The sequence below is a fragment of the Ramlibacter montanisoli genome, assembly GCF_013087525.1.
In the GTDB taxonomy this organism is placed as follows: domain Bacteria; phylum Pseudomonadota; class Gammaproteobacteria; order Burkholderiales; family Burkholderiaceae_C; genus Ramlibacter; species Ramlibacter montanisoli.
The window spans coordinates 519,751-539,308 of the sequence record NZ_JABFCS010000001.1 but is presented as its reverse complement, the minus strand read 5'-3'; the positions used below and the strand labels follow the sequence as shown (position 1 = coordinate 539,308).

Sequence of the window (19,558 nt, the reverse complement as noted above, 5' to 3'; positions counted from 1 at the left end):
CGCCGCGCGCTTCTGGTCCAATCCCCCTGCAGTACGGAAACCAGTCACCTCCTCCATGGGCAACGATTCCTCCAACAGCGGCTCCCCGCCGGACTTCTCGGCCCATACGCCCATGATGGGCCAGTACCTCCGCATCAAGGCGGAGTACCCCTCGACGCTCGTGTTCTACCGCATGGGCGACTTCTACGAGCTGTTCTACGAGGACGCCGAGAAGGCCGCCCGCCTGCTGGACATCACCCTCACCCGGCGCGGCATGTCCGCCGGCGAGCCGGTGGTCATGGCCGGCGTCCCCTTCCATTCGGTCGAGGGCTACCTCGCACGCCTGATCCGCTGCGGCGAATCGGTGGCGATCTGCGAACAGGTGGGCGAAGTCGGCGCCAGCAAGGGGCCGGTGGAGCGCCGGGTGATCCGCGTCGTCACGCCCGGCACGCTCACCGACAGCGAACTGCTGAACGACAAGTCCGAAGCAGTGCTGCTGGCCGTGCACCAGGGAACCAAGCACCGCGTGGGCCTGGCCTGGCTGGCCGTGACGCAGGGCTCGCTGCAGCTGGCCGAATGCGACGCCGACGAGCTGCAGGACTGGATCGCCCGCGTGTCGCCCAGCGAAGTGCTGCACTCCAGCGAGGTGACGCCCGCGTTCGGACAGCGCCTGCAGGCCTTCCGCGCCGTGCCCGTCACCCAGCGTCCCGGCTTCCAGTTCGACAGCGGCCTGGGCCAGCGCAAGCTGCTGGAGCAGCTCAAGGCGGCCAGCCTGTCCGCCTGGGGCGCCGAGGACCTGCCGCACGCGCACGCGGCTGCCTCCGCCCTGCTCGCCTATGCGGAACACACGCAGGGCCGGGCGCTGTCGCACGTGCAGCAGCTGCTGGTGGTTCGGGACGGCGAACGCATCGAGCTGCCGCCGGCCACGCGCCGCAACCTGGAGCTGGTGCAGACGCTGCGCGGCGAGGACAGTCCGACCCTGTTCTCGCTGCTGGACACCTGCATGACCGGCATGGGCAGCCGCCTGCTCAGGTCCTGGCTGCTGGAGCCGCTGCGCGATCGCACCGTGGCACAACAGCGGCTGGACGCGATTTCCGGCCTGCGCGAGAACCTGTGGCAGAAGCTGCGCGGCGAACTCAAGGGCATCAGCGACGTGGAACGCGTCACCGCGCGCATCGCGCTGCGCCAGGTGCGGCCGCGCGAGCTGGTCGGCCTGCGCTTCGCCCTCGCCAAGTCGCAACAGCTGTCCGCCCTGATCCAGGGTCTCCCCGGCCTGCTGTCGAATGCCGCGCACGACCTGCAGCCGCCCTCGGGTTGCGCCGAGCGCCTGGCAGCCACGCTGCGCGAGGAGCCGGCGGCGCTGGTGCGCGACGGCGGCGCGTGATCGCCACCGGCCACGATGGCGACCTGGACGAGCTGCGCGCGATCCAGGACAACTGCGACGGCTTCCTGCTGGAGCTGGAGACGCGCGAGCGCGCCCGCAGCGGCATCGCCAACCTGCGCGTGCAATACAACAAGGTCCACGGCTTCTACATCGAGGTCACGCAGGGCCAGCTGGACAAGGTGCCGGAGGACTACCGCCGCCGCCAGACGCTGAAGAACGCCGAGCGCTTCATCACCCCGGAGCTCAAGGCCTTCGAGGACAAGGCGCTGTCGGCACAGGAGCGGGCGCTGGCGCGCGAGAAGTGGCTGTACGAGCAGCTGCTCGATGCCCTGCAGGAACACATCCCCTGCCTCACCCGGCTGGCGCGCGCGCTGGCCTCGCTGGACGCACTGTGCGCACTGGCCGAACGCTCGCTCACGCTCGACTGGTGCCGCCCCCAGTTCATGAAGGAACCGGGCATCGAGATCACGCAGGGCCGCCACCCGGTGGTGGAAGCGCGGCTGGCCGAAACCACCGGCGGCCAGTTCATCCCGAACGACACGCGCCTGGGTCCCAAGCAGCGCATGCAGATCATCACCGGCCCCAACATGGGCGGCAAGTCGACCTACATGCGGCAGGTGGCGATCATCAGCCTGCTGGCGGCCATGGGCTCCTACGTGCCGGCGCAGGCCTGCCGCCTCGGCCCCATGGACGCGATCCACACGCGCATCGGCGCGGCCGACGACCTGGCCAACGCGCAGTCCACCTTCATGCTGGAGATGACCGAGGCCGCGCAGATCCTGCACGGCGCCAGCGCGCAGAGCCTGGTGCTGATGGACGAGATCGGCCGCGGCACCTCCACCTTCGACGGGCTGGCGCTCGCCTCGGGCATCGCCGCGCACCTGCACGACAAGACCCAGGCCTTCACGCTGTTCGCCACCCACTACTTCGAGCTGACCGAATTCCCGGCCAAGCACCATTGCGCCGTCAACGTGCACGTGGGCGCCACGGAGTCCGGCACCGACATCGTCTTCCTGCACGAGATCCAGCCCGGCCCGGCCAGCCGCAGCTACGGCATCCAGGTCGCCAAGCTCGCAGGGATGCCCACGGGGGTGGTCAACCACGCCCGGCACGCCCTGTCGGCCCTGGAGAGGCACCAGGAAGAAAGCCGCGAACAGGTAGACTTGTTCGCACCGCCGCCCGCTGCCGAGGCATCCGCGCCCACCCGGCTGGAAGCGGCCATGGCAGCATTGGACCCCGATGCGCTCACCCCGCGCGACGCCCTCGACGCCCTGTACACGCTGAAAAAACTCATCCAACCATGACCTATTGCGTCGGCATCAAGCTCAATGCGGGACTGGTGTTCCTCTCCGACTCGCGCACCAACGCGGGCGTGGACAACATCAGCACCTTCCGCAAGATGATCGTGTACGAGAAGCCGGGCGACCGCTTCATGGTGCTGCTGTCCGCGGGCAACCTGAGCATCTCGCAGTCGGTGCGCGAGATCCTGCAGGTCGAGCAGCTCAAGGAAAACGATGCCGCCGATCCGATCACCATCTGGAACGCCCCGAGCATGTTCGACGCCTGCCGCGTGCTGGGGCAGACGGTGCGCCACGTGTACGACCGCGACGCCAAGTCGCTGCAGCGCGCCGGCGTGGAGTTCAACGTCAACCTGGTGTTCGGCGGCCAGATCCGCGGCGAAGGCATGCGCCTGTTCCAGGTGTATTCCGCGGGCAACTTCATCGAGGCGACCGCCGAGACGCCCTACTTCCAGATCGGCGAATACAAGTACGGCAAGCCGGTGCTCGATCGCGTGCTGACGCCCGACACCGACCTGGACGAAGCCGCCAAGTGCGCGCTGGTGTCCATGGACTCCACCATGAAGTCCAACCTGTCGGTGGGCCCGCCGCTGGACCTGGTGGTGTACGAGGCCAACCGCTTCGAGACCGACAAGATCGTCTGCATCGACGCCCAGAACCCCTACTTCCGCATGCTGCACACCAACTGGGGCCAGAAGCTGCGCGAGGTGTTCGACAGCCTGGACGACCCGGTCTGGGACGAGACCCACACCGACATCCCGCTGCTCACGCACGCGGGCGGGCGCAGCAAGCCGCTGAAGAAGATCACGCGGCCGGAAGAAAGACTGATCTAGAGGGTGTCGCTCGTCGTCTTCTCCCACGCCAACAGCTTTCCCGCCGCCACCTACGGCGTGCTGTTCCGGCACCTGCGCTCGCGCGGCTTCACGGTCAAGGCGGTCGACCGCTTCGGCCACGACCCGGCTTATCCCGTCGGCAACAACTGGCCCGGCCTCGTGCAGCAACTGCACGACTTCGCCGCGCGCGAGGTGGACAAGGCCGGCGAGCCCGCCTTCTTCGTCGGCCACTCGCTGGGCGGCTTCCTGAGCGCGATGTGCGCGGCGCGCCACCCGCAGCTCGCGCGCGGCGTGCTGCTGCTGGACTCGCCCCTGCTGGGAGGCTGGAAGGCGCATGCACTGCGTGCCGCCAAGCGCACGCAGCTGGTGGGATCGATCTCGCCGGGCGCCGTCAGCCGCAAGCGCAAGAACCGCTGGCCCACGGCCGAAGCGGTGCTGGAGCACTTCCGCCACAAGAAGGCCTTCGCGCGCTGGGACCCGCAGGTGCTGCAGGACTACGCCACGCATGGCACGCACGACGAGGACGGCCACCGCGTGCTGAGCTTCGACCGCGACGTGGAGACGGCGATCTACAACACGCTGCCGGACAACATGGACGCCATGCTGAAACGCCACCCCTTGCGCTGCCCGGTGGCCTTCATCGGCGGCCTGCAATCGGAGGAAGTGCGGCAGGTGGGCATGGCGATGACGGCGCGCATCACCGAGGGGCGCGTCATGATGCTGTCAGGATCGCACCTGTTCCCGATGGAAAAGCCGCTGGCGACGGCGGCGGCGATCGAAGCGGCGCTGCTCGCCCTCTGAAGCGCGGGCGTCCTACGCGCCTGTCCTCGCCGCGCCCACAGGGCTGGGGCCCTGGCGCAACCCAACATGGGGGATGCCTCCAACGCACGCCCTTGCCTTCCAGGCACCCTCGTTCGCGCTGCTCGCCACCGAGCCGCTGCGCGCCATCCTCGAACAGTTCGCCGCCAAGGTGGGCGACCTCACGCCGGTGCAGGGCGACGGCCATCCGGTCATCGTCTATCCCGGGCTCGGGGCGGGATCGCTCACCACCTCGCCCCTGCGCAAGCACCTGAAGAGCTGCAACTTCGAAGTCCACGACTGGGAGCTGGGCGTGAACACCGGCCCCGACGGCCACCTCGACGAATGGCTGCCCGCGCTGATGGAGCGCGTGCACCGCCTGCACGAACGCTACCAGCGCAAGGTCAGCCTGCTGGGCTGGAGCCTGGGCGGGATCTACGCGCGCGAGATCGCCAAGCGCTGCCCCCAGCAAGTGCGGCAGGTGATCACCCTGGGCACGCCGCACAAGGCCATGGACGGCTTCAACCATGCGGGCACGATCTTCAAGATGCTGGGGGCGACAGCTCGCAGCTCACGCCGGAACTGCTGGACCGGCTGCGCGACCGGCCGCCGGTGCCCACCACTTCCATCTACAGCGAAAGCGACGGCGTGGTCTGCTGGCAGGGTTGCCTGGAGGACGCGGGCCCCGACGTGGAGAACATCGCCGTGCACGCCAGCCACCTGGGCATGCCCACGCACCCGGACGTGCTGCGCATCGTCGCCAACCGCCTGGCGCAGCCCGAAGGCCGCTGGCGGCCTTACCGCCGGCCCCGCGCCGGGGTCAAGCCGGCGTCCACTGCACCCAGCCGGTCCAGGAAGTGAGCAGCACGATCAGCCCGAAGGCGATTCGGTACCACGCGAAGGGCTTGAAGTCGTGCGTGGAGATGTAGCGCAGCAGCCAGCGCACGCACAGCCAGGCGCTGAGGAAGGAGAACAGCAGGCCGACCGCGAACATCGGGATGTCCTCCATGCCGAGCTGGCCGCGCTCCTTGTACAGGCTGTAGCCGCCCGCTCCAATGAGCGTGGGAATCGCCAGATAGAACGAGAAGTCGGTCGCCGCCTTGCGCGACAGGCCCAGCAGCATGCCGCCGATGATGGTCGCGCCGCTGCGGCTGGTGCCCGGGATCAGCGCGAAGCACTGCACCAGCCCGAGCTTGAGCGCGTCGGTCCAGCGCATCTCCTCCACTTCCTGGATGCGCACCTTCGGGTGGTGGCGGCCTTCGGCCCACAGGATCACGAAGGCGCCCAGGATGAAGGTGGTCGCCACGACGACCGGCGTGAACAGGTTCTGCTGGATGGCCTTGCCGAACAGCAGGCCCAGCACGACGGCGGGGAAGAAGGCGACCGCGACGTTGAGCGCGAAGCGCTGCGCTTCCCGGTCGCTCGGCAGCGAGGCGATGGTGCTGCGGATCTTCTGCCAGTACACGATGATCACCGCCAGGATCGCCCCGGTCTGGATCGCGATGTCGAACACCTTGGCCTTCTCGTCATCGAAGCCGAGCAAGGCACCGGCCAGGATGAGGTGGCCCGTGCTGGAGATGGGCAGGAACTCGGTGAGCCCCTCCACGATGCCCATGATCGCGGCCTTCACCAGCAACACAACGTCCACGCGAGCTCCCTGAACAAAAGGGCGGATTATCGCTGCGGGGCGCCCCGGCGGGCTGGCTCAGACCTTGGCGTATGGCTCAGCCATGGCTTTGTCTGACACGCCCTGTAGCAATCGTGGCAGGGACCGTGACGCAGGCTACCTACAGGGGGCGACCGGAGGCGCCCCCACCATTGCGGCCATGAAGATCCTCCAACTCCTCCACGTGGTTTGCGCCCAGGCGTTCTACAAGTGGGCCATGAACGAAATCAGCCCGATGCATCCGGACGTGCCGAAGATCATGGTGCGCCAGCAGCAACTGGCGGAGAAATACCGTCGCGTCTGGGGCTGAAGCCCGCGACTGGTCATTCGTAGCGCAGCGCCTGGATAGGCAGCAGCCGGGACGCGCGCCTGGCCGGATAGAACCCGAAGAACACGCCGACGAAGCCGGCGAAGCCTCCCGCCAGGAGGACAGAGCCGGCCGTCATGCTGACCTGCCAGCCGGCAAACTGGCCCACCGCCCAGGTGGCCACGGCCCCCAGCGCCACCCCGATCGCACCGCCGATCAGCGAGAGCGTCACCGCCTCGATCATGAACTGACCCAGGATGTCCCGGCCCCGCGCGCCCACCGCCATGCGCAGGCCGATCTCGCGCGTGCGCTCGGTCACGCTCACCAGCATGATGTTCATGATGCCGATGCCGCCGATCACCAGGCTGATGCCGGCCACCGCCGCCAGCAGCAGCGTCATCACCCGGCTCGCCGCCTCCTGCGCCGCCAGGATCTCGGTGAGGTTGCGGATGGAAAAGGGATCGTCCCCTCCCGGCTGCACCTTGAAGCGCTGGCGCAGGAGCTCCTTGACGCCCTCCTCCACCGCCTTCATGTCCTGCCCTTCGCGCACCTTCACGCTGATCGAGCCCACGCGCTTGAGCTTGCCCGGCGAACCGCCCTGGATGCGGTTGCGGTAGGTGCTGATCGGCAGGATCACCACGTCGTCCTGGTCCTGGCCGAGCGCGTTCTGCCCCTTCCTTTCCAGCAGGCCGATCACGGTCACCGGCACCTTCTTCACGCGGATCACCTGGTCCAGCGGGTCGGCGTCGGCGAACAGCTTGCTGCGCGACGGTCTGGCCGATGATCACCACCTTGGCCGAACCGGCGATCTCCGCGGCTTCGAACATGCGGCCGTTGGCGACGGGCCAGTCGCGCGCTTCCAGGTGGTCGTTGGTGGCGCCCAGCGCGGTGGTGTTCCAGTTGGTGTTGCCCACCACCACCTGCGCGAAGCTGCGCAGGCTGGGCGCGGCCACCTGCACTTCGGGGATCTCGCGGGCGATCGCCGCGGCGTCTTCCTCGGTCAGCGCCTGGCCGGTCTGCGCGCCGAGCCGCACGCCGCCGGCATTGACGGTCCCGGGCAGCACCAGCATCACGTTGGAGCCCAGGCTCTTCATCTGCTCCTGCACGCGGTCGGTCGCGCCGCGGCCCACGGCGATCATGGTCACCACCGCGCCCACGCCGATGATGATGCCCAGCATGGTGAGCACGCTGCGCAGCTTGTTGGCGGCGAGCGCGCGCAACGCGGAACGCAGGGCGGCGAGGAAGGTCATGCGGGAACTCCCGCCGTGTCCTCGACGATCATGCCGTCGCGGAACACGATCTTCCTGCGCGCCCACTGCGCGATGTCGTTCTCGTGCGTGACCAGCACGATCGTCATGCCCTGCCGGTTCAGGTCGGTCAGCAGCCGCATGATGTCCTCGCTGGTCTGCGAGTCCAGCGCGCCCGTGGGTTCGTCGGCCAGGATCAGCTGCGGCCGGTTCACCAGCGCGCGGGCGATCGCCACGCGCTGCTGCTGGCCGCCGGAAAGCTCGGAAGGCGTGTGGCTCGCGCGTTCGGCCAGGCCCACGCGCTGCAGCGCCTCCAGCGCCCGGGCGCGGCGGTCGGCGGCGCGCACGCCGGCATAGACCATCGGCAGCTCCACGTTCTCCAGCGCCGTGGTGCGCGGCAGCAGGTTGAACTGCTGGAAGACGAAGCCGATGCGCCGGTTGCGCACGGCGGCGAGCTGGTCGGCCGCCATGGTCTCCACCGGCTCGCCTGCCAGCTGGTATGCGCCGGCGGTGGGCCGGTCCAGGCAGCCCAGGATGTTCATCAGCGTGGACTTGCCCGAGCCCGAGGCTCCCATGATCGCGACGAACTCGCCCGCTTCGATGGCGATCGACACGCCGCGCAGGGCATGCACGGTCTGGCCGCCCGTGGCGTAGACCTTGGTGAGGCCGCGCGCTTCGACCAGGGCCATCAGAAGGGCATCCGCGGCCCGATGGGCGCCTTCGGTGCGCTGGCGCCGATCACGCCGGTCACGACCGTCGCGCCTTCCTTCAGCTCGGAGGCTTCGGGCGCGCCCGCCGGCACCAGCAGTTCGGTGGCGGTGCCGTCGGTGATGCCCAGGCGCACGTTGAAGGCCCGGGGCTTGCCGCCGGCGTCCAGCAGGTGGATGCGGCCCCGCGTCACGGCCCGGCCCGGCGAATCCGCCGCCCGCCCCTGCGGCCTCGCCTTCTGCTCGCCTGCGGGCGCGGCGGCATCGACCGGCGCCTGCGCCGGCTCGACACCCGCGATGCGCACGCGCAGGGCCGCGTTCGGGATCTTCAGCACGCCCTCGCGCGTGTCGGTCACCACGCGCACGTTGGCCGTCATGCCGGGCAGCAGGCGCCCGCCGCTATTGGAAAAGCCGATCACCGCCACGTAGGTCACCACGTTGGCGACGTTCTGCGCCGCCTTGCGCACCTGCCGGATCTCGCCCTCGAAGGCCTGGCCGGGGAAGGCGTCCACCGTGAAGGTGGCGCGTTGCCCCAGGCGGATGCGGCTCACGTCGCTTTCGTCGATGCTCGCCTCCACCTGCATGTCCTGCAGGTTCTGCGCGATCACGAACAGCTCCGGCGCCTGCAGGCTGGCGGCGACGGTCTGGCCGCGCTCCACCGCGCGCTTGATGACGATGCCGCTCACCGGCGAGGTGATCTGCGTGCGCTGCAGGTCCACGCGCGCCTGCGACAGCGCCGCCTGCCGCTGGGCGACGCTCGCCTGCGCGCTCTTCACCTGCGCGGCCGCGACGCCGAGCTGCGCGTCGGCGGAGGCCACGGACTCGCGCGTGGTGTTCACCAGCGCCTGCGCCTTCTCGGCCTCGGTCTGCGAGATGAACTGCTTTTCCACCAGCGACTTCTTGCGCTCCAGGTCGCGCAGCGCCTCGGCGTGGTCCACGCGGGCACGCGACACGCCGGCGCGCGCCGCTGCCGAATTCGCCTGCGCGGTGAGCACGGCCGCCTGCGCGGCGTCCAGGTCCGCCTGCGCCTGCCGCATGCGGTATTCGAAGGTCTCGGGGTCGATGCGCGCGATCAGCTGGCCGGCCTTCACCTCGGAGTTGAAGTCCACCATCAGCTCCTTGATCTGGCCCGACACCTGCGTGCCGACCGACACCTGGGTCACCGGATTCACCGTGCCGGACGCGGAGACGCTGGCCTGCAGCTGGCCGCGCTCGATCTTCGCGCTGCGGTAGCTGACGGCGGGCGTGCTGGCCTGGCTCCACCACCACGCGCCGCCGCCTGCCGCCAGCAGCAGCAGCGCCGCCGCGGCGCCCAGCTTCCAGGTGAACTTCTGCATGCGCAGCATTGTAGGAACAGCCCGGCCGGGCGCCCAGCCCGGCGCCGTTGGCGCCCCGGCGGCTGCATTTCGCTCCCGGCCGCCGGCGTTTCGTCGCATCCGGCTCGCGGCGGCGGCGGCCGGCGCCGACAGTCCACCCCATCGCAGACAGGAGAAGCGCCATGCAGATGACCCCCGTGATCGCCGTCCACATGACCGCCGCACTGCTGGCCGTGGCCACCGGCCCGGTCGCGCTCTGGGCCCGCCGCGGCCGCGCGCAGCACCCGCGCCTGCACCGCGCCTTCGGCTACGCCTGGGTGACGCTGATGCTGGTGACCGCCGTCTCGGCCCTCTTCATCCGCGACTTCAGCCTGCCCAACATCGCCGGCTACACGCCCATCCACCTGCTGGTGCCCGTGGTGTTCGCCTCGCTGTTCGGCGCGTTCTGGATGCTGGCGCGCCGCAACGTCGCCGGCCACCGCAAGGTGATGCAGGCCCTGTATTTCACCGCCTGCATCGCCGCCGGCGCTTTCACGCTGCTGCCGCAACGCTACCTCGGCCAGGCGCTCTGGGGCGCGCTGGGCCTCGCATGAAAAACCATTCATCATCCACAACGGAGAAAGCCATGAGCACCCTGAGCCCGCAACTCGAACGCACCGCCCGCCGCCGCGCGGGCATGAAGATGGGATGGTTCATCCACGCCGGCGTGTACGTCGCCGTCAACCTGCTGCTGGCCGCCCTGTCCATCGCGAGCGGCCGGCACTGGGCGGTGTTCCCCGCCCTCGGCTGGGGCCTGGGCCTGGCGATCCACGGCGTCGTCGTGTTCATGGTCGCCGGCGGCAGCGTCTACGAGAACCTGCTCGAGCGCGAACGCCGCCAGCTGGCCGGCGCGCAGAAGGATCCGTGGTGAGCGCCGCCCTCCGCTTCGGCGCGGCCGTCCTGCTGGCGCTGGCCGCCGCCGCCGCCCCGCTGGCCACCCGCGCCGGCACCGGCGCCATGCAGCTGCCGGCCACCGGCGGCGACGGCCCGGTGACCGTGTTCTATCCCACGGACGCCCCGGACCGCTGGGCCCGCCGCGGCCCGTTCACGCTGCAGCTCGCCGAGCAGGCGGCGCCCGTGCGCGGCAACGGCCGGCTGGTGGTGCTGTCGCATGGCTCCGGCGGCACGCCCTGGGTGCATGCGGACCTGGCGCGGGCGCTGGTCGCGGCCGGCTTCACGGTGGCCGTGCCGCTGCACCATGCGGACAACGCGCTGGACCCCTCGAAGCCCGGGCCGGACAGCTGGAAGCTGCGCCCCGGCGAAGTCTCGCGCGCCATCGACGCGGTCGGCCGCCATCCGCAGCTCGCGCCCTTGCTGTCCCTCGATCGCGTCGGCATGTACGGCATGTCGGCCGGCGGGCACACGGCGCTCACGATCGCCGGCGGCCGCTGGTCCCCGGCGCAGATGCGCCGCCATTGCCAAGCGCACATCGGGGAGGACTTCAACTCCTGCGTCGGCCTCATCACGCAGCTGCGCGGCGGCATGTTCGACGGGCTGAAGAAGACCGTGGCGCTCACGGCCCTGCGCGGCCTGGTGCGGGACGAGGCCTGGTACACGCACGAGGACCCGCGCATCCGCGCCGTGGTCGCGGGCGTGCCCTACTCCGCGGACTTCGACATGGCATCGCTGGCCACGCCGCGCGTGCCGCTGGCCCTGGTGACGGCGGCTCACGACAAGTGGCTGGTGCCGCGCTTCCACAGCGACGCCGTGCTGGCCGCCTGCCGTCCGCGCTGTGAACTGCTCGCGCACCTCGCCGACGGCGGGCACGGCGCGCTGCTCTCGCCGCCGCCGCCGCTGGACAAGCTGGGAGAAGTCGCCGCGGACCTGCTGGGCGATCCGCCCGGCTTCGACCGCCGGCAGCTGGCCGACGTGGACCAGCGCATCGTCGCCTTCTTGCGCAAGCACCTGCTCCCCTAGAATGAACCGCGCCATGCCACTGCCTCCAGACGCCCGGCCGGCGATCGCCATCCAGTGGGCGCACAAGCTGCAGCACCTGCTGCAGACCCTCGCCTTCTGCCTGGCGGTGGCGGCGCTCCAGTTCGCGTTCGAGCCGCACCGGCCCTTTGTCCCCAACGCCATCTATTCGCTGCTGATCGGGACCATCATCTGGGCGGTGGTGGACCTGGGCCGGCACCTGCTGCCATCGGCCCGCGAGACCGGCTGGCCGCCCGGCATCGCCGGCGTGCTGCTGGTGGTCACCGGCATCGTCGCCGGCTATTTCCTGGGCAACCGGCTGGGCGACTTCATCTGCACCACCTTCGACCTGTACGGGCCTCGTCCCATGGTGCACGGCGACGCCCACGTGCGCACCGGCATGCTGATCACGCTGATGGCGGGCATCGTCGGCAGCTACTGGTTCTACAGCCGCAACAAGAGCGAGTACCTCCTGCGCCGCATGCGCGAGTCGCAGCGGCATGCCGACGAGGCGCGGCTGAAGCTGCTGGAAACGCAGCTCGAGCCGCACATGCTGTTCAACACGCTGGCCAACCTGCGCGCGCTGATCGCCGTGGACCCCGGGCGCGCGCAGCAGATGCTCGATCACATGATCGCGTACCTGCGCTCCACGCTGGACGCCTCGCGCAGCACCACCCACCCGCTGCAGGCGGAGTTCGACCGGCTGCGCGACTACCTGGAGCTGATGAAGATCCGCATGGGCCCGCGCCTGTCCTACGAGCTGGACCTGCCGCCGGAGCTGGCCGGCCAGCGCGTGCCCACGCTGCTGCTGCAGCCGCTGGTGGAGAACAGCATCCAGCACGGGCTGGAGCCCAAGGTGCAGGGCGGCCGCATCGCCGTGCGCGCGCGCCGCGACGGCGACCGGCTGCTGGTGGAGGTGGAGGACACCGGCATCGGCGAGGCCAGTGCGGAGAGCGCGGGCAACGGCTTCGGCCTGGCGCAGATCCGCGAGCGCCTGCGCACCCTGCATGGCGAGGGCGCGCGCTTCGACTTCGACCGCGACGCCGGCGGCGCCCACGCCCGCATCAGCCTGCCCATCGCATGAGCCCCACCGCCCTGATCGCCGAAGACGAACCGCTGCTCGCCCAGGCGCTGCAGGCCGAACTGGCACGCGCCTGGCCCGAGCTCCAGCTGGTGCAGACCGTGGGCGACGGCGCCGCGGCCGTGCGCGCCGCGCTGGAACACAGTCCCGACGTGCTGTTCTTCGACATCCGCATGCCCGGCATGGGCGGGCTGGACGCCGCCGCGGAACTCGCCGACGCCTGGCCGCAGGGAACGAACTTCCCCGCCCTGGTGTTCGTGACCGCGTACGACCAGTACGCGCTGCAGGCCTTCGAGGCCCAGGCCGTCGACTACGTGCTCAAGCCGGTGCAGCCCGCGCGCCTGCAGAAGACCGTGGAGAAGCTGCGCCACGTGCTGGGGCAACGCAAGGGCGGCGGCGCGGACCTCGAAGCCACGCTGGGCCAGCTGCGCCACCTGCTGGCCGCCGGACCTGCCCGCACCGCGCAGCCGCCCTTGAAGGTGATCCAGGCGAGCGTCGGCAACAGCATCCGCATGGTGCCGGTGGACGAGGTCGTGTACTTCGAGGCTGCGGACAAGTACGTGCGCGTGGTCTGCGCCGACGGCGAAGTCCTGATCCGCACGCCGCTGAAGGAACTGCTGCCCCAGCTGGATGCCAACCTGTTCTGGCAGGTGCACCGAGGCACCGTGGTGCGATCGACCGCGGTGGACAGCGTGCATCGCGACGAGGCGGGCAAGCTGCACCTGGCGCTGCGCGGTCGCAAGGAGCGGCTGCCGGTGAGCCGGCTCTACGCACACCTGTTCAAGGCGATGTAGCGAGCCACGGTAGGCAACGGTGCCTATGTGCGGGGAACTAGGGTTTTCGTCTGGCAGTCCCTGTGGGCGGCGTCCTACAGTTCGTGGCGCGACAGGCCTTTCTACTTCAAGGCATCGAATTGCACGAAAGGCGCATACCCTCCCACAAGAACAGCGCTTTTCGTCCCGGTCACCCCGACTCCTCTGAGTCCCCTCCTCCTCCGGGGTGAGCTGGTCCGGCCCTCCGTCCCGCGACTGGCATTGTTACCCCCAGGCTCATCCCTGGGGGTTCTTTTTTGGGCGCGTGCGGGAAGTCACGGGCGCAGGGACTACGGATCGGTCGAAGCGGTCCGACGCTTACGGCCGTGCACAACCGGCATGTAAAGCGTTTCGGTGACCCTACTCTGTTAACACACAGAGGAAAGCCCGAAATGAAGGACGGAAAACCCACCCATGCGAGCGAGCCCGACGGCCGTCGCTCTGCTGCGGCAGGGCGAAGGGGCAGCGGACCGGTGAAGCAGCGCGGCTTCGTGGAGCGCGCGACGGCACGGGGACACAGCGGGTATGGCGCGGAAAGCGTGCGGCCCCACTTGCGCGACCAGCTCAGGCTGAAGTCGCTGCTGCCGACACCCTACCCGACGCCCGAGCCCGAGATGGGCAAGGACGAGCATCACCGGTAAGGGACACGAAGGATTCACGCGGGACGGCGCGAGCGAGCCATCGAGCAAGGGGCCCAAAAAGAAGGCCCCAGCTTGAGGGCCGGGGCCGAATACGCTTGGAGATCCTGGTTGTGGTCAGGCGACAACCGGCGCCGGAAACGGTTCAATCCCAGTGGCGGTGGCCCTTGTGGTGCTTCTTGTGCCCCTTGTGCTTGCCCGGGTGGCCGTAATACACCGGGGCGCCGTAGTAGACCGGGCCCGGGCGTACGTAGACGGGCTCTGCGTAGTACACGGGCGCGGGGCGCACGTACACCGGCGCGGGCGCCACGTAGATCGGGGCCGGAGCCACATACACGGGACGGGCATTGCCCACCCCGATGGACACGCCGGGGGCGGCGTCGATGCCCACCGACCAGTAGACGTCGCGTGCCTGCGCGCCTGTGGCCAGGGTCGCCAGTGCCACTGCGCCGGCAGCGGCGAGGGTTCGGACGATGTTCAGTTTCATGGCGGGTTCCTGCTGGTACTTCTTTGCTCGAGAGCAACGCTCCCGACGCACTGATTTAACGTCCATGGGGCCTTCACACATACGGCGAGGGCGTCAAATCGGTTGCGGGACGTAACCCGTTCGGCCGCTCGTCCGCCCGGAGCGCCACTTCGTCACGCGGGCCGCAAAAAGTCCCCTGCAACAAGCCATGACAAAATCGTCGGCATATGGCTTCCCAGAACGACAAAGAACCCGTTGCCAGGCAGAGCAACTTCCTGCGGCAGGTCATCGAACGCGACCTCGACCAGGGCACCTACGCGCAACGGCAGTGGGGCGGCAGCCCCGGTGATGCCGCGCACCACAAGGCCGGCGCACCCGACCCCGCGAAGATCCGCACCCGCTTCCCGCCCGAGCCCAACGGCTACCTGCACGTCGGCCACGCCAAGAGCATCTGCCTGAACTTCGGGCTGGCGCAGGACTACCAGGGCACCTGCCACCTGCGCTTCGACGACACCAACCCCGAGAAGGAAGAGATCGAGTACGTCGACGCCATCAAGGACGCCGTGCAGTGGCTGGGGTATGGCTGGGATGCCAACGGCACCAGCCACCTGTACCAGGCCAGCGACTACTTCGACTTCATGTACCGGGCCGCCGAGTACCTCATCGAAGCCGGCTTCGCCTATGTCGACGAGCAGACGCCGGAGGAGATGCGCACCAACCGCGGCGACTTCGGCAAGCCCGGCGTGGACAGCCCCTTCCGCAGCCGCAGCATCGACGAGAACCTGCAGCGCTTCCGCGACATGCGCGACGGCAAGCTGGAGGACGGCAAGGCAGTCCTGCGCGCCAAGATCGACATGACCAGCCCCAACATCAACCTGCGGGACCCGGCGCTGTACCGCATCAAGCACGCGGAGCACCACAACACGGGCAACAAGTGGTGCATCTACCCGATGTACACCTTCGCGCACCCGATCGAGGACGCGCTGGAGAACATCACCCACAGCTTCTGCACGCTGGAGTTCGAGGACCAGCGGCCCTTCTACGACTGGCTGCTCGATCGCCTGGCCGAAGGCGGCCTCATCAACTCGCCGCATCCGCGGCAATATGAGTTTGCACGCCTGAACCTCACCTACGTGGTGACCAGCAAGCGCAAGCTCAAGCAACTGGTGGACGGCAAGCACGTCACCGGCTGGGACGACCCGCGCATGCCGACCATCGTGGGCCTGCGCCGCCGCGGCTACACGCCGGAGAGCCTGCGCCTGTTCGCCGACCGCATCGGCGTGAGCAAGGCCGATTCCTGGATCGACTACTCGACGCTGGAGATCGCGCTGCGCGACGACCTGGACCCGAAGGCGGCGCGCGCGATGGCGGTGCTGGACCCGGTGAAGATGGTCGTCACCAACTGGGACGAGCTGATGGGCGCCGGCCACCTGGAGCCCTGCAGCGCGCCCGTGCACCCGCACGCACCGGAGCGCGGCAAGCGCGAGTTCATGTTCGGCAAGGAGCTGTGGATCGAGCGCACGGACTACGAGGACACGCCGCCCAAGGGATTCTTCCGCCTGTTCCCCGGGAACAAGGTGCGGATGAAGTATGGCTACGTGGTGGAGTGCGTCGGTGCTTCGCGCGATGCGTCCGGGCGCCTGGCGGAGGTGCAGGCCAAGCTGGTGCCGGATACCAGGAGCGGGACGCCAGGGGCGGATGCCGTGAAGGTGAAGGGGAACATCACCTGGGTGGGCGTGGCGGACGGCGTGAAGGCGGAAGTGCGCCTGTACGACCGGCTCTTCTCCGTGCCGCAGCCGGGGACGGGGGACAAGGATTTCGTGGAGGAGATCAACCCCGAGAGCCTGCAGGTGGTGACGGCGTATGTGGAGCCGTCATTGGGGCGGGCGCATGCCGATGAGAAGTTCCAGTTCGAGAGGCATGGGTACTTCGTGGCGGATCGAAAGGATCACGTCACAGGCCAACGCCCTGTGTTCAACCGGGTGACGGGGTTGAAGGACAGCTGGGCGAAGTGACGTTCGTGGCGAAGGCCACGGTGCGGACGCAGCCTCCACAATCGACCATGGCCCTCACCGCCACCCCCGCCCGCCGCCGTCTCATCATGATCGCCCTGCTCCTGCTGGCAGCGGCGGGCTCCCTCGTGCGCTACTTCGCGCCGGATCCCTCGACGCTGCGCGACATCGGCACCTTGCTGATGGTGCTCTGGCTGCCGGCCGTGGGGAACCTCGTCGCCTACTTCGTGCGCAAGATCCCGCGCAAGCCGACCCCGCCCGCGGGTTTCGCCGAGGGATCCGCCTTCACGCCGCACCTGCGCGTGCGGCTGGAGCCCACCGGCCTCGTCGCGGACCTGCCCGCTGCCTTCGCGTGCGAGGGCAACCGGTGCACGCTGATCGTGGGCAACGCCGGCTTCACCGCGCGGGTCGGCCCTGCCGTGCCCGGAACGGGCGCGGAGGACGTGCCGGTCGAATTGCTGCGGCCGGAAGTGGCGCTGCCCGCCTTGAAGCCGGGCACGCAGCTTCGCCTGGTCATCGGCGCGATCGCCGCGGCGCGGGGGCAGGTCGTGGAGTTGCCCCAGGGCTGACGCGCAGCGCCGCTGCGGACTCAGCCGAGCAGCTCCCGCACCAGCGGCATCGCCTGCTCCGCCGCCCTCTCCCCTTCCGCCATCGCCACCGCCCCGCGGTGGAAATCCATCGCCGCGATGCCCGACAGCCGCGGCTGGATCAGCACGTCGGCCGGCTCCCCTGCGAGCCGGCTGCGCGTGATGCGCACCTGCATGATGTTGAGGCTTGTCGTCAGCACGTCCAGCATCGAGGGGTTCTGGATTTGCGGCCCGGCCGGTCGTGGCCCCGGAACTTCGCGAAGATGGACTCAAGGATGCCGTTGTCCGCCGGCCCGGCTTCCGTCTTCACGACCTCGGGCACCTGCTTGCGCCGCCCGATCAGGTCCCAGTTCAGGTCGACGCCGATCACGACGTCCGCGCCGAGCGCGCGGCACAGCGACACCGGCACCGGGTTCACCAGGCCGCCGTCGACCAGCAGGCGCTCTTCGTGCACCACGGGCGCGAGCAGGCCGGGGATGGCGATGGAAGCGCGCACCGCATCGACCACCGATCCCGACTGCAGCCACACCTCGCGGCCGCTGGTGAGTTCGGTGGCGACGCAGGCGAAGCTCTTGCCCAGGTGCTCGATGCCCTTGTCGGCGAAGCGCGAGCGGAAGAACTCGACCAGCAGCGAGCCGCGGATCAGGCCGCCGGACAGGCGCACGTCCATCAGGCCCATCACCTGCTGCCAGCTCAGGCCGCGCACCCACTCGTCCAGCCGCTCGATGTCGCCGGCCGCGTAGGCCGCGCCGACCAGCGCGCCGATCGAGGTTCCGCAGACGATCTCGGCCGAGACGCCCGCGCGCTCCAGCGCCTTGATCACGCCGACGTGTGCCCAGCCGCGGGCGGAGCCGCTGCCGAGGGCGAGGCCGATGCGGGGGCGTCTGGTGCTCAATTCGATGTGGCTCTGCTGTTGTCGATGGCACAGCGTACCGCAAAGCATGCAGGGAACGAACTTGCGGGAATGCGTCCCCATGCGGGCTCCGCCGCTTTCCTACGCCGCGCACCTTCGTCCTTGCCTAGATTGTCCTGACTGCACACAAGACCCCAAGGACGGACCCATGCCCCACCCCAAGAACCGCCTCAAGCTCACCGGCGACACCCACCTGCCCGACGTGGGCCTCGACCTGAACCTGGACGACGAGGAGATGGCGACCATCGAGGCGCTGGAACCGCGCTTCTACGCGGACGGCTACGTGCCCGGCGCCGAGACGGCCGCGGAAGACATGGACCACCCGGAACCGCCGACCACGGTGCAGAAGGTCGAACAGAAGGTCGCCCGGCAGACCCGCAGCACGCCCCTGCTGATGGCGGGAGCGGGGCTGCTTTTCGGCTGGATGGTGATGCGCTTGCTACGCCGCTGACGACGACCCCGGACCAGGGGATTGCGATCCTACCCAGATTGGGTATCATCCTACCCATATTGGGTACCAAAACTGCTTCCCCTGCACCGGCCCCGGCGCGCGCGCCCAGCATGGCAGACGCCCTGTTTCCCAGGGTGCGCCAGCGCGTCCTCGCTTTGCTTTTTGGCAACCCGGGGCGGAGCTTCTTTGCAAGCGAGGTGATCGCGCTCGCGCAATCGGGCAGCGGTGCCGTGCAGCGGGAGCTTGCCGACCTCGCCGCGGCCGGATTGCTGAAGGTGACGAGCCAGGGTAACCAGAAGCACTACCAGGCCAACGATGCGGCGCCCGTGTTCCCGGAACTTCGCAGCCTCGTCCTGAAGACCTTCGGCCTGGCGGACGTGCTCCGTGCGGCCTTGGAGCCACTCTCGCCGCGTATCGGTCTCGCATTCGTGTTCGGCTCGATCGCGAAGCAGCAGGAAACCGCGGCGAGCGACGTCGACGTTCTGATCGTGAGCCAGGACCTTGGCTACGCGGACACCTTCGAGGCCCTCGAACCGGCGTCGCTGTCACTGGGACGGCCGGTCAATCCCACCGTCTACACCCCCGCGCAAATTGCCCGCAAGGTCAAGCAGGACAACGCCTTCGTGACGCGCGTTCTCCACCAGCCGAAGATCTGGCTGATTGGATCCGAGGAGGCCCTGCATGCCCTCACCACTTGAGAATCTCGTCGCCACGGGAAAACTCCGCGTGGAAAGGCCCGACCAAAACGAGACGAATGGCCTGGCGCGCACCGGCCTTGCGCGCCTGAAGGATGCGGCGAACACGAAACTGGCCTTGGAGAGCCGCTTCGACCTTGCCTACAACGCAGCGCATGCGTTGAGCCTTGCTGCTCTTCGCGTCGCCGGCTACAGGTCATCCAATCGCTATATCGTCTTCCAGGTCTTGCCGCATACCCTTGGACTCGGCCCGGAGGTGTGGCGCGTTCTGGACAAGTGCCACAACACGCGGAACCTCGGCGAGTACGAGGGTTTGCTCGACGTCGACGAGCGTCTCGTGCAGGATCTGATTTCCGCGACGCAGAAAGTCGCAGATGCACTTCAGGGTCGGCTGGGCACCTGAGCGAGCCGAGAT

General features: G+C 69.1%; 20 protein-coding genes and 4 pseudogenes. 17 read left to right on the top strand and 7 right to left on the bottom strand.

Annotated elements, in window-relative coordinates; all coding sequences use genetic code 11:
* Window positions 1-55: 55 nt before the first annotated feature.
* The 5 genes and pseudogenes from mutS (at window position 56) to HK415_RS02790 (ending at window position 5,153) form a co-directional block, all read left to right on the top strand.
* Window positions 56-2,667 (top strand): annotated as a pseudogene (mutS, locus tag HK415_RS02810) (DNA mismatch repair protein MutS).
* Complete coding sequence (locus tag HK415_RS02805) at window positions 2,664-3,494, top strand: proteasome-type protease (RefSeq protein ID WP_171556692.1); 831 nt, start codon at window positions 2,664-2,666, stop codon at window positions 3,492-3,494. Before mutS ends, HK415_RS02805 begins: the two are co-directional and overlap by 4 nt.
* Window positions 3,495-3,497: 3 nt before the next feature.
* Window positions 3,498-4,295, top strand: coding sequence for an alpha/beta hydrolase (locus HK415_RS02800; protein ID WP_171556691.1), 798 nt, complete (start codon window positions 3,498-3,500; stop codon window positions 4,293-4,295).
* A 73-nt stretch (window positions 4,296-4,368) separates the two neighbouring features.
* Window positions 4,369-4,779, top strand: a pseudogene (locus HK415_RS26800) (esterase/lipase family protein); the annotation flags it as partial.
* Window positions 4,780-4,904: 125 nt separating this feature from the next.
* On the top strand, window positions 4,905-5,153 hold the full coding sequence (locus tag HK415_RS02790; RefSeq protein ID WP_171556690.1) for a hypothetical protein: 249 nt from the start codon (window positions 4,905-4,907) through the stop codon (window positions 5,151-5,153).
* Here the strand turns inward: HK415_RS02790 and HK415_RS02785 are convergent.
* A complete protein-coding gene (locus HK415_RS02785) occupies window positions 5,113-5,940 on the bottom strand; it encodes an undecaprenyl-diphosphate phosphatase (RefSeq protein ID WP_171556689.1) in 828 nt (275 codons plus the stop codon). The genes HK415_RS02790 and HK415_RS02785 overlap by 41 nt on opposite strands.
* Window positions 5,941-6,118: 178 nt before the next feature.
* Between HK415_RS02785 and HK415_RS02780 the strand changes: the two genes are divergently transcribed.
* Window positions 6,119-6,268: a hypothetical protein gene (locus HK415_RS02780; RefSeq protein ID WP_171556688.1), complete on the top strand. Its 150-nt coding sequence runs from the start codon at window positions 6,119-6,121 to the stop codon at window positions 6,266-6,268.
* A gap of 13 nt (window positions 6,269-6,281) precedes the next feature.
* On the opposite strand, the gene HK415_RS24345 is transcribed toward HK415_RS02780, so the two are convergent.
* The 4 genes and pseudogenes from HK415_RS24345 to HK415_RS02765 all read right to left on the bottom strand — a co-directional run bounded on the left by HK415_RS24345 (window position 6,282) and on the right by HK415_RS02765 (window position 9,556).
* Window positions 6,282-6,983 (bottom strand): ABC transporter permease, encoded by a 702-nt coding sequence (locus HK415_RS24345; protein ID WP_309246553.1) that lies wholly within the window; start codon window positions 6,981-6,983, stop codon window positions 6,282-6,284.
* A gap of 106 nt (window positions 6,984-7,089) precedes the next feature.
* A pseudogene (locus HK415_RS24340) lies at window positions 7,090-7,404 on the bottom strand (ABC transporter permease); the annotation flags it as partial.
* Window positions 7,405-7,511: 107 nt separating this feature from the next.
* Window positions 7,512-8,201, bottom strand: coding sequence for an ABC transporter ATP-binding protein (locus HK415_RS02770; protein WP_171556687.1), 690 nt, complete (start codon window positions 8,199-8,201; stop codon window positions 7,512-7,514).
* Window positions 8,201-9,556 (bottom strand): efflux RND transporter periplasmic adaptor subunit, encoded by a 1,356-nt coding sequence (locus HK415_RS02765; RefSeq protein WP_171556686.1) that lies wholly within the window; start codon window positions 9,554-9,556, stop codon window positions 8,201-8,203. Before HK415_RS02765 ends, HK415_RS02770 begins: the two co-directional genes overlap by 1 nt.
* A gap of 161 nt (window positions 9,557-9,717) precedes the next feature.
* Between HK415_RS02765 and HK415_RS02760 the strand changes: the two genes are divergently transcribed.
* The 6 genes from HK415_RS02760 (at window position 9,718) to HK415_RS02735 (ending at window position 14,022) form a co-directional block, all read left to right on the top strand.
* Window positions 9,718-10,128 (top strand): DUF2306 domain-containing protein, encoded by a 411-nt coding sequence (locus tag HK415_RS02760; protein ID WP_171556685.1) that lies wholly within the window; start codon window positions 9,718-9,720, stop codon window positions 10,126-10,128.
* A 32-nt stretch (window positions 10,129-10,160) separates the two neighbouring features.
* Window positions 10,161-10,445 carry a 2TM domain-containing protein gene (locus HK415_RS02755; RefSeq protein WP_171556684.1) on the top strand — a complete coding sequence of 95 codons (285 nt, stop codon included), beginning with the start codon at window positions 10,161-10,163 and terminating at the stop codon, window positions 10,443-10,445.
* Window positions 10,442-11,491, top strand: a complete 1,050-nt coding sequence (locus HK415_RS02750) for an alpha/beta hydrolase family protein (protein WP_171556683.1) — start codon at window positions 10,442-10,444, stop codon at window positions 11,489-11,491. Before HK415_RS02755 ends, HK415_RS02750 begins: the two co-directional genes overlap by 4 nt.
* 13 nt (window positions 11,492-11,504) lie before the next feature.
* Window positions 11,505-12,572, top strand: coding sequence for a sensor histidine kinase (locus HK415_RS02745; protein ID WP_171556682.1), 1,068 nt, complete (start codon window positions 11,505-11,507; stop codon window positions 12,570-12,572).
* Window positions 12,569-13,363 carry a LytR/AlgR family response regulator transcription factor gene (locus tag HK415_RS02740; RefSeq protein WP_171556681.1) on the top strand — a complete coding sequence of 265 codons (795 nt, stop codon included), beginning with the start codon at window positions 12,569-12,571 and terminating at the stop codon, window positions 13,361-13,363. The genes HK415_RS02745 and HK415_RS02740 overlap by 4 nt, the downstream gene beginning before the upstream one ends.
* Before the next feature lie 410 nt (window positions 13,364-13,773).
* Entirely contained in the window at window positions 13,774-14,022 is a 249-nt protein-coding gene (locus HK415_RS02735) for a hypothetical protein (RefSeq protein WP_171556680.1), read from the top strand.
* 142 nt (window positions 14,023-14,164) lie between these two features.
* Here the strand turns inward: HK415_RS02735 and HK415_RS02730 are convergent, their stop codons facing one another.
* Window positions 14,165-14,506, bottom strand: coding sequence for a hypothetical protein (locus HK415_RS02730; protein ID WP_171556679.1), 342 nt, complete (start codon window positions 14,504-14,506; stop codon window positions 14,165-14,167).
* Window positions 14,507-14,712: 206 nt separating this feature from the next.
* Here HK415_RS02730 and HK415_RS02725 point away from each other — a divergent pair, with 206 nt between their 5' ends.
* Together HK415_RS02725 and HK415_RS02720 are read left to right on the top strand one after the other, a co-directional pair.
* A complete protein-coding gene (locus HK415_RS02725; RefSeq protein WP_171556678.1) occupies window positions 14,713-16,500 on the top strand; it encodes a glutamine--tRNA ligase/YqeY domain fusion protein in 1,788 nt (595 codons plus the stop codon).
* Window positions 16,497-17,066, top strand: coding sequence for a hypothetical protein (locus tag HK415_RS02720; RefSeq protein ID WP_171556677.1), 570 nt, complete (start codon window positions 16,497-16,499; stop codon window positions 17,064-17,066). The genes HK415_RS02725 and HK415_RS02720 overlap by 4 nt, the downstream gene beginning before the upstream one ends.
* Window positions 17,067-17,086: 20 nt before the next feature.
* On the opposite strand, the pseudogene rssA reads toward HK415_RS02720, so the two are convergent.
* Window positions 17,087-17,985: pseudogene (gene rssA / locus HK415_RS02715) on the bottom strand (patatin-like phospholipase RssA).
* 160 nt (window positions 17,986-18,145) lie between these two features.
* Between rssA and HK415_RS02710 the strand changes: the two are divergent.
* The 3 genes from HK415_RS02710 (at window position 18,146) to HK415_RS02700 (ending at window position 19,546) form a co-directional block, all read left to right on the top strand.
* Entirely contained in the window at window positions 18,146-18,448 is a 303-nt protein-coding gene (locus HK415_RS02710) for a hypothetical protein (RefSeq protein WP_171556676.1), read from the top strand.
* A gap of 110 nt (window positions 18,449-18,558) precedes the next feature.
* Entirely contained in the window at window positions 18,559-19,146 is a 588-nt protein-coding gene (locus tag HK415_RS02705; protein ID WP_171556675.1) for a nucleotidyltransferase domain-containing protein, read from the top strand.
* Window positions 19,130-19,546: a hypothetical protein gene (locus tag HK415_RS02700; RefSeq protein ID WP_171556674.1), complete on the top strand. Its 417-nt coding sequence runs from the start codon at window positions 19,130-19,132 to the stop codon at window positions 19,544-19,546. The genes HK415_RS02705 and HK415_RS02700 overlap by 17 nt, the downstream gene beginning before the upstream one ends.
* The last annotated feature ends 12 nt before the right edge of the window (window positions 19,547-19,558 follow it).

What these genes read in the sequence shown, in the direction of transcription:
- HK415_RS02805 (WP_171556692.1), top strand. Translation starts at nt 2,664, where the DNA reads ATGACCTATTGCGTCGGCATCAAGCTCAATGCGGGACTGGTGTTCCTC.
- HK415_RS02780 (WP_171556688.1), top strand. Translation starts at nt 6,119, where the DNA reads ATGAAGATCCTCCAACTCCTCCACGTGGTTTGCGCCCAGGCGTTCTAC.
- HK415_RS02770 (WP_171556687.1), bottom strand. Translation starts at nt 8,201, where the DNA reads ATGGCCCTGGTCGAAGCGCGCGGCCTCACCAAGGTCTACGCCACGGGC.
- HK415_RS02765 (WP_171556686.1), bottom strand. Translation starts at nt 9,556, where the DNA reads ATGCAGAAGTTCACCTGGAAGCTGGGCGCCGCGGCGGCGCTGCTGCTG.
- HK415_RS02760 (WP_171556685.1), top strand. Translation starts at nt 9,718, where the DNA reads ATGCAGATGACCCCCGTGATCGCCGTCCACATGACCGCCGCACTGCTG.
- HK415_RS02755 (WP_171556684.1), top strand. Translation starts at nt 10,161, where the DNA reads ATGAGCACCCTGAGCCCGCAACTCGAACGCACCGCCCGCCGCCGCGCG.
- HK415_RS02745 (WP_171556682.1), top strand. Translation starts at nt 11,505, where the DNA reads ATGCCACTGCCTCCAGACGCCCGGCCGGCGATCGCCATCCAGTGGGCG.
- HK415_RS02740 (WP_171556681.1), top strand. Translation starts at nt 12,569, where the DNA reads ATGAGCCCCACCGCCCTGATCGCCGAAGACGAACCGCTGCTCGCCCAG.
- HK415_RS02735 (WP_171556680.1), top strand. Translation starts at nt 13,774, where the DNA reads ATGAAGGACGGAAAACCCACCCATGCGAGCGAGCCCGACGGCCGTCGC.
- HK415_RS02730 (WP_171556679.1), bottom strand. Translation starts at nt 14,506, where the DNA reads ATGAAACTGAACATCGTCCGAACCCTCGCCGCTGCCGGCGCAGTGGCA.
- HK415_RS02725 (WP_171556678.1), top strand. Translation starts at nt 14,713, where the DNA reads ATGGCTTCCCAGAACGACAAAGAACCCGTTGCCAGGCAGAGCAACTTC.
- HK415_RS02710 (WP_171556676.1), top strand. Translation starts at nt 18,146, where the DNA reads ATGCCCCACCCCAAGAACCGCCTCAAGCTCACCGGCGACACCCACCTG.
- HK415_RS02705 (WP_171556675.1), top strand. Translation starts at nt 18,559, where the DNA reads ATGGCAGACGCCCTGTTTCCCAGGGTGCGCCAGCGCGTCCTCGCTTTG.
- HK415_RS02700 (WP_171556674.1), top strand. Translation starts at nt 19,130, where the DNA reads ATGCCCTCACCACTTGAGAATCTCGTCGCCACGGGAAAACTCCGCGTG.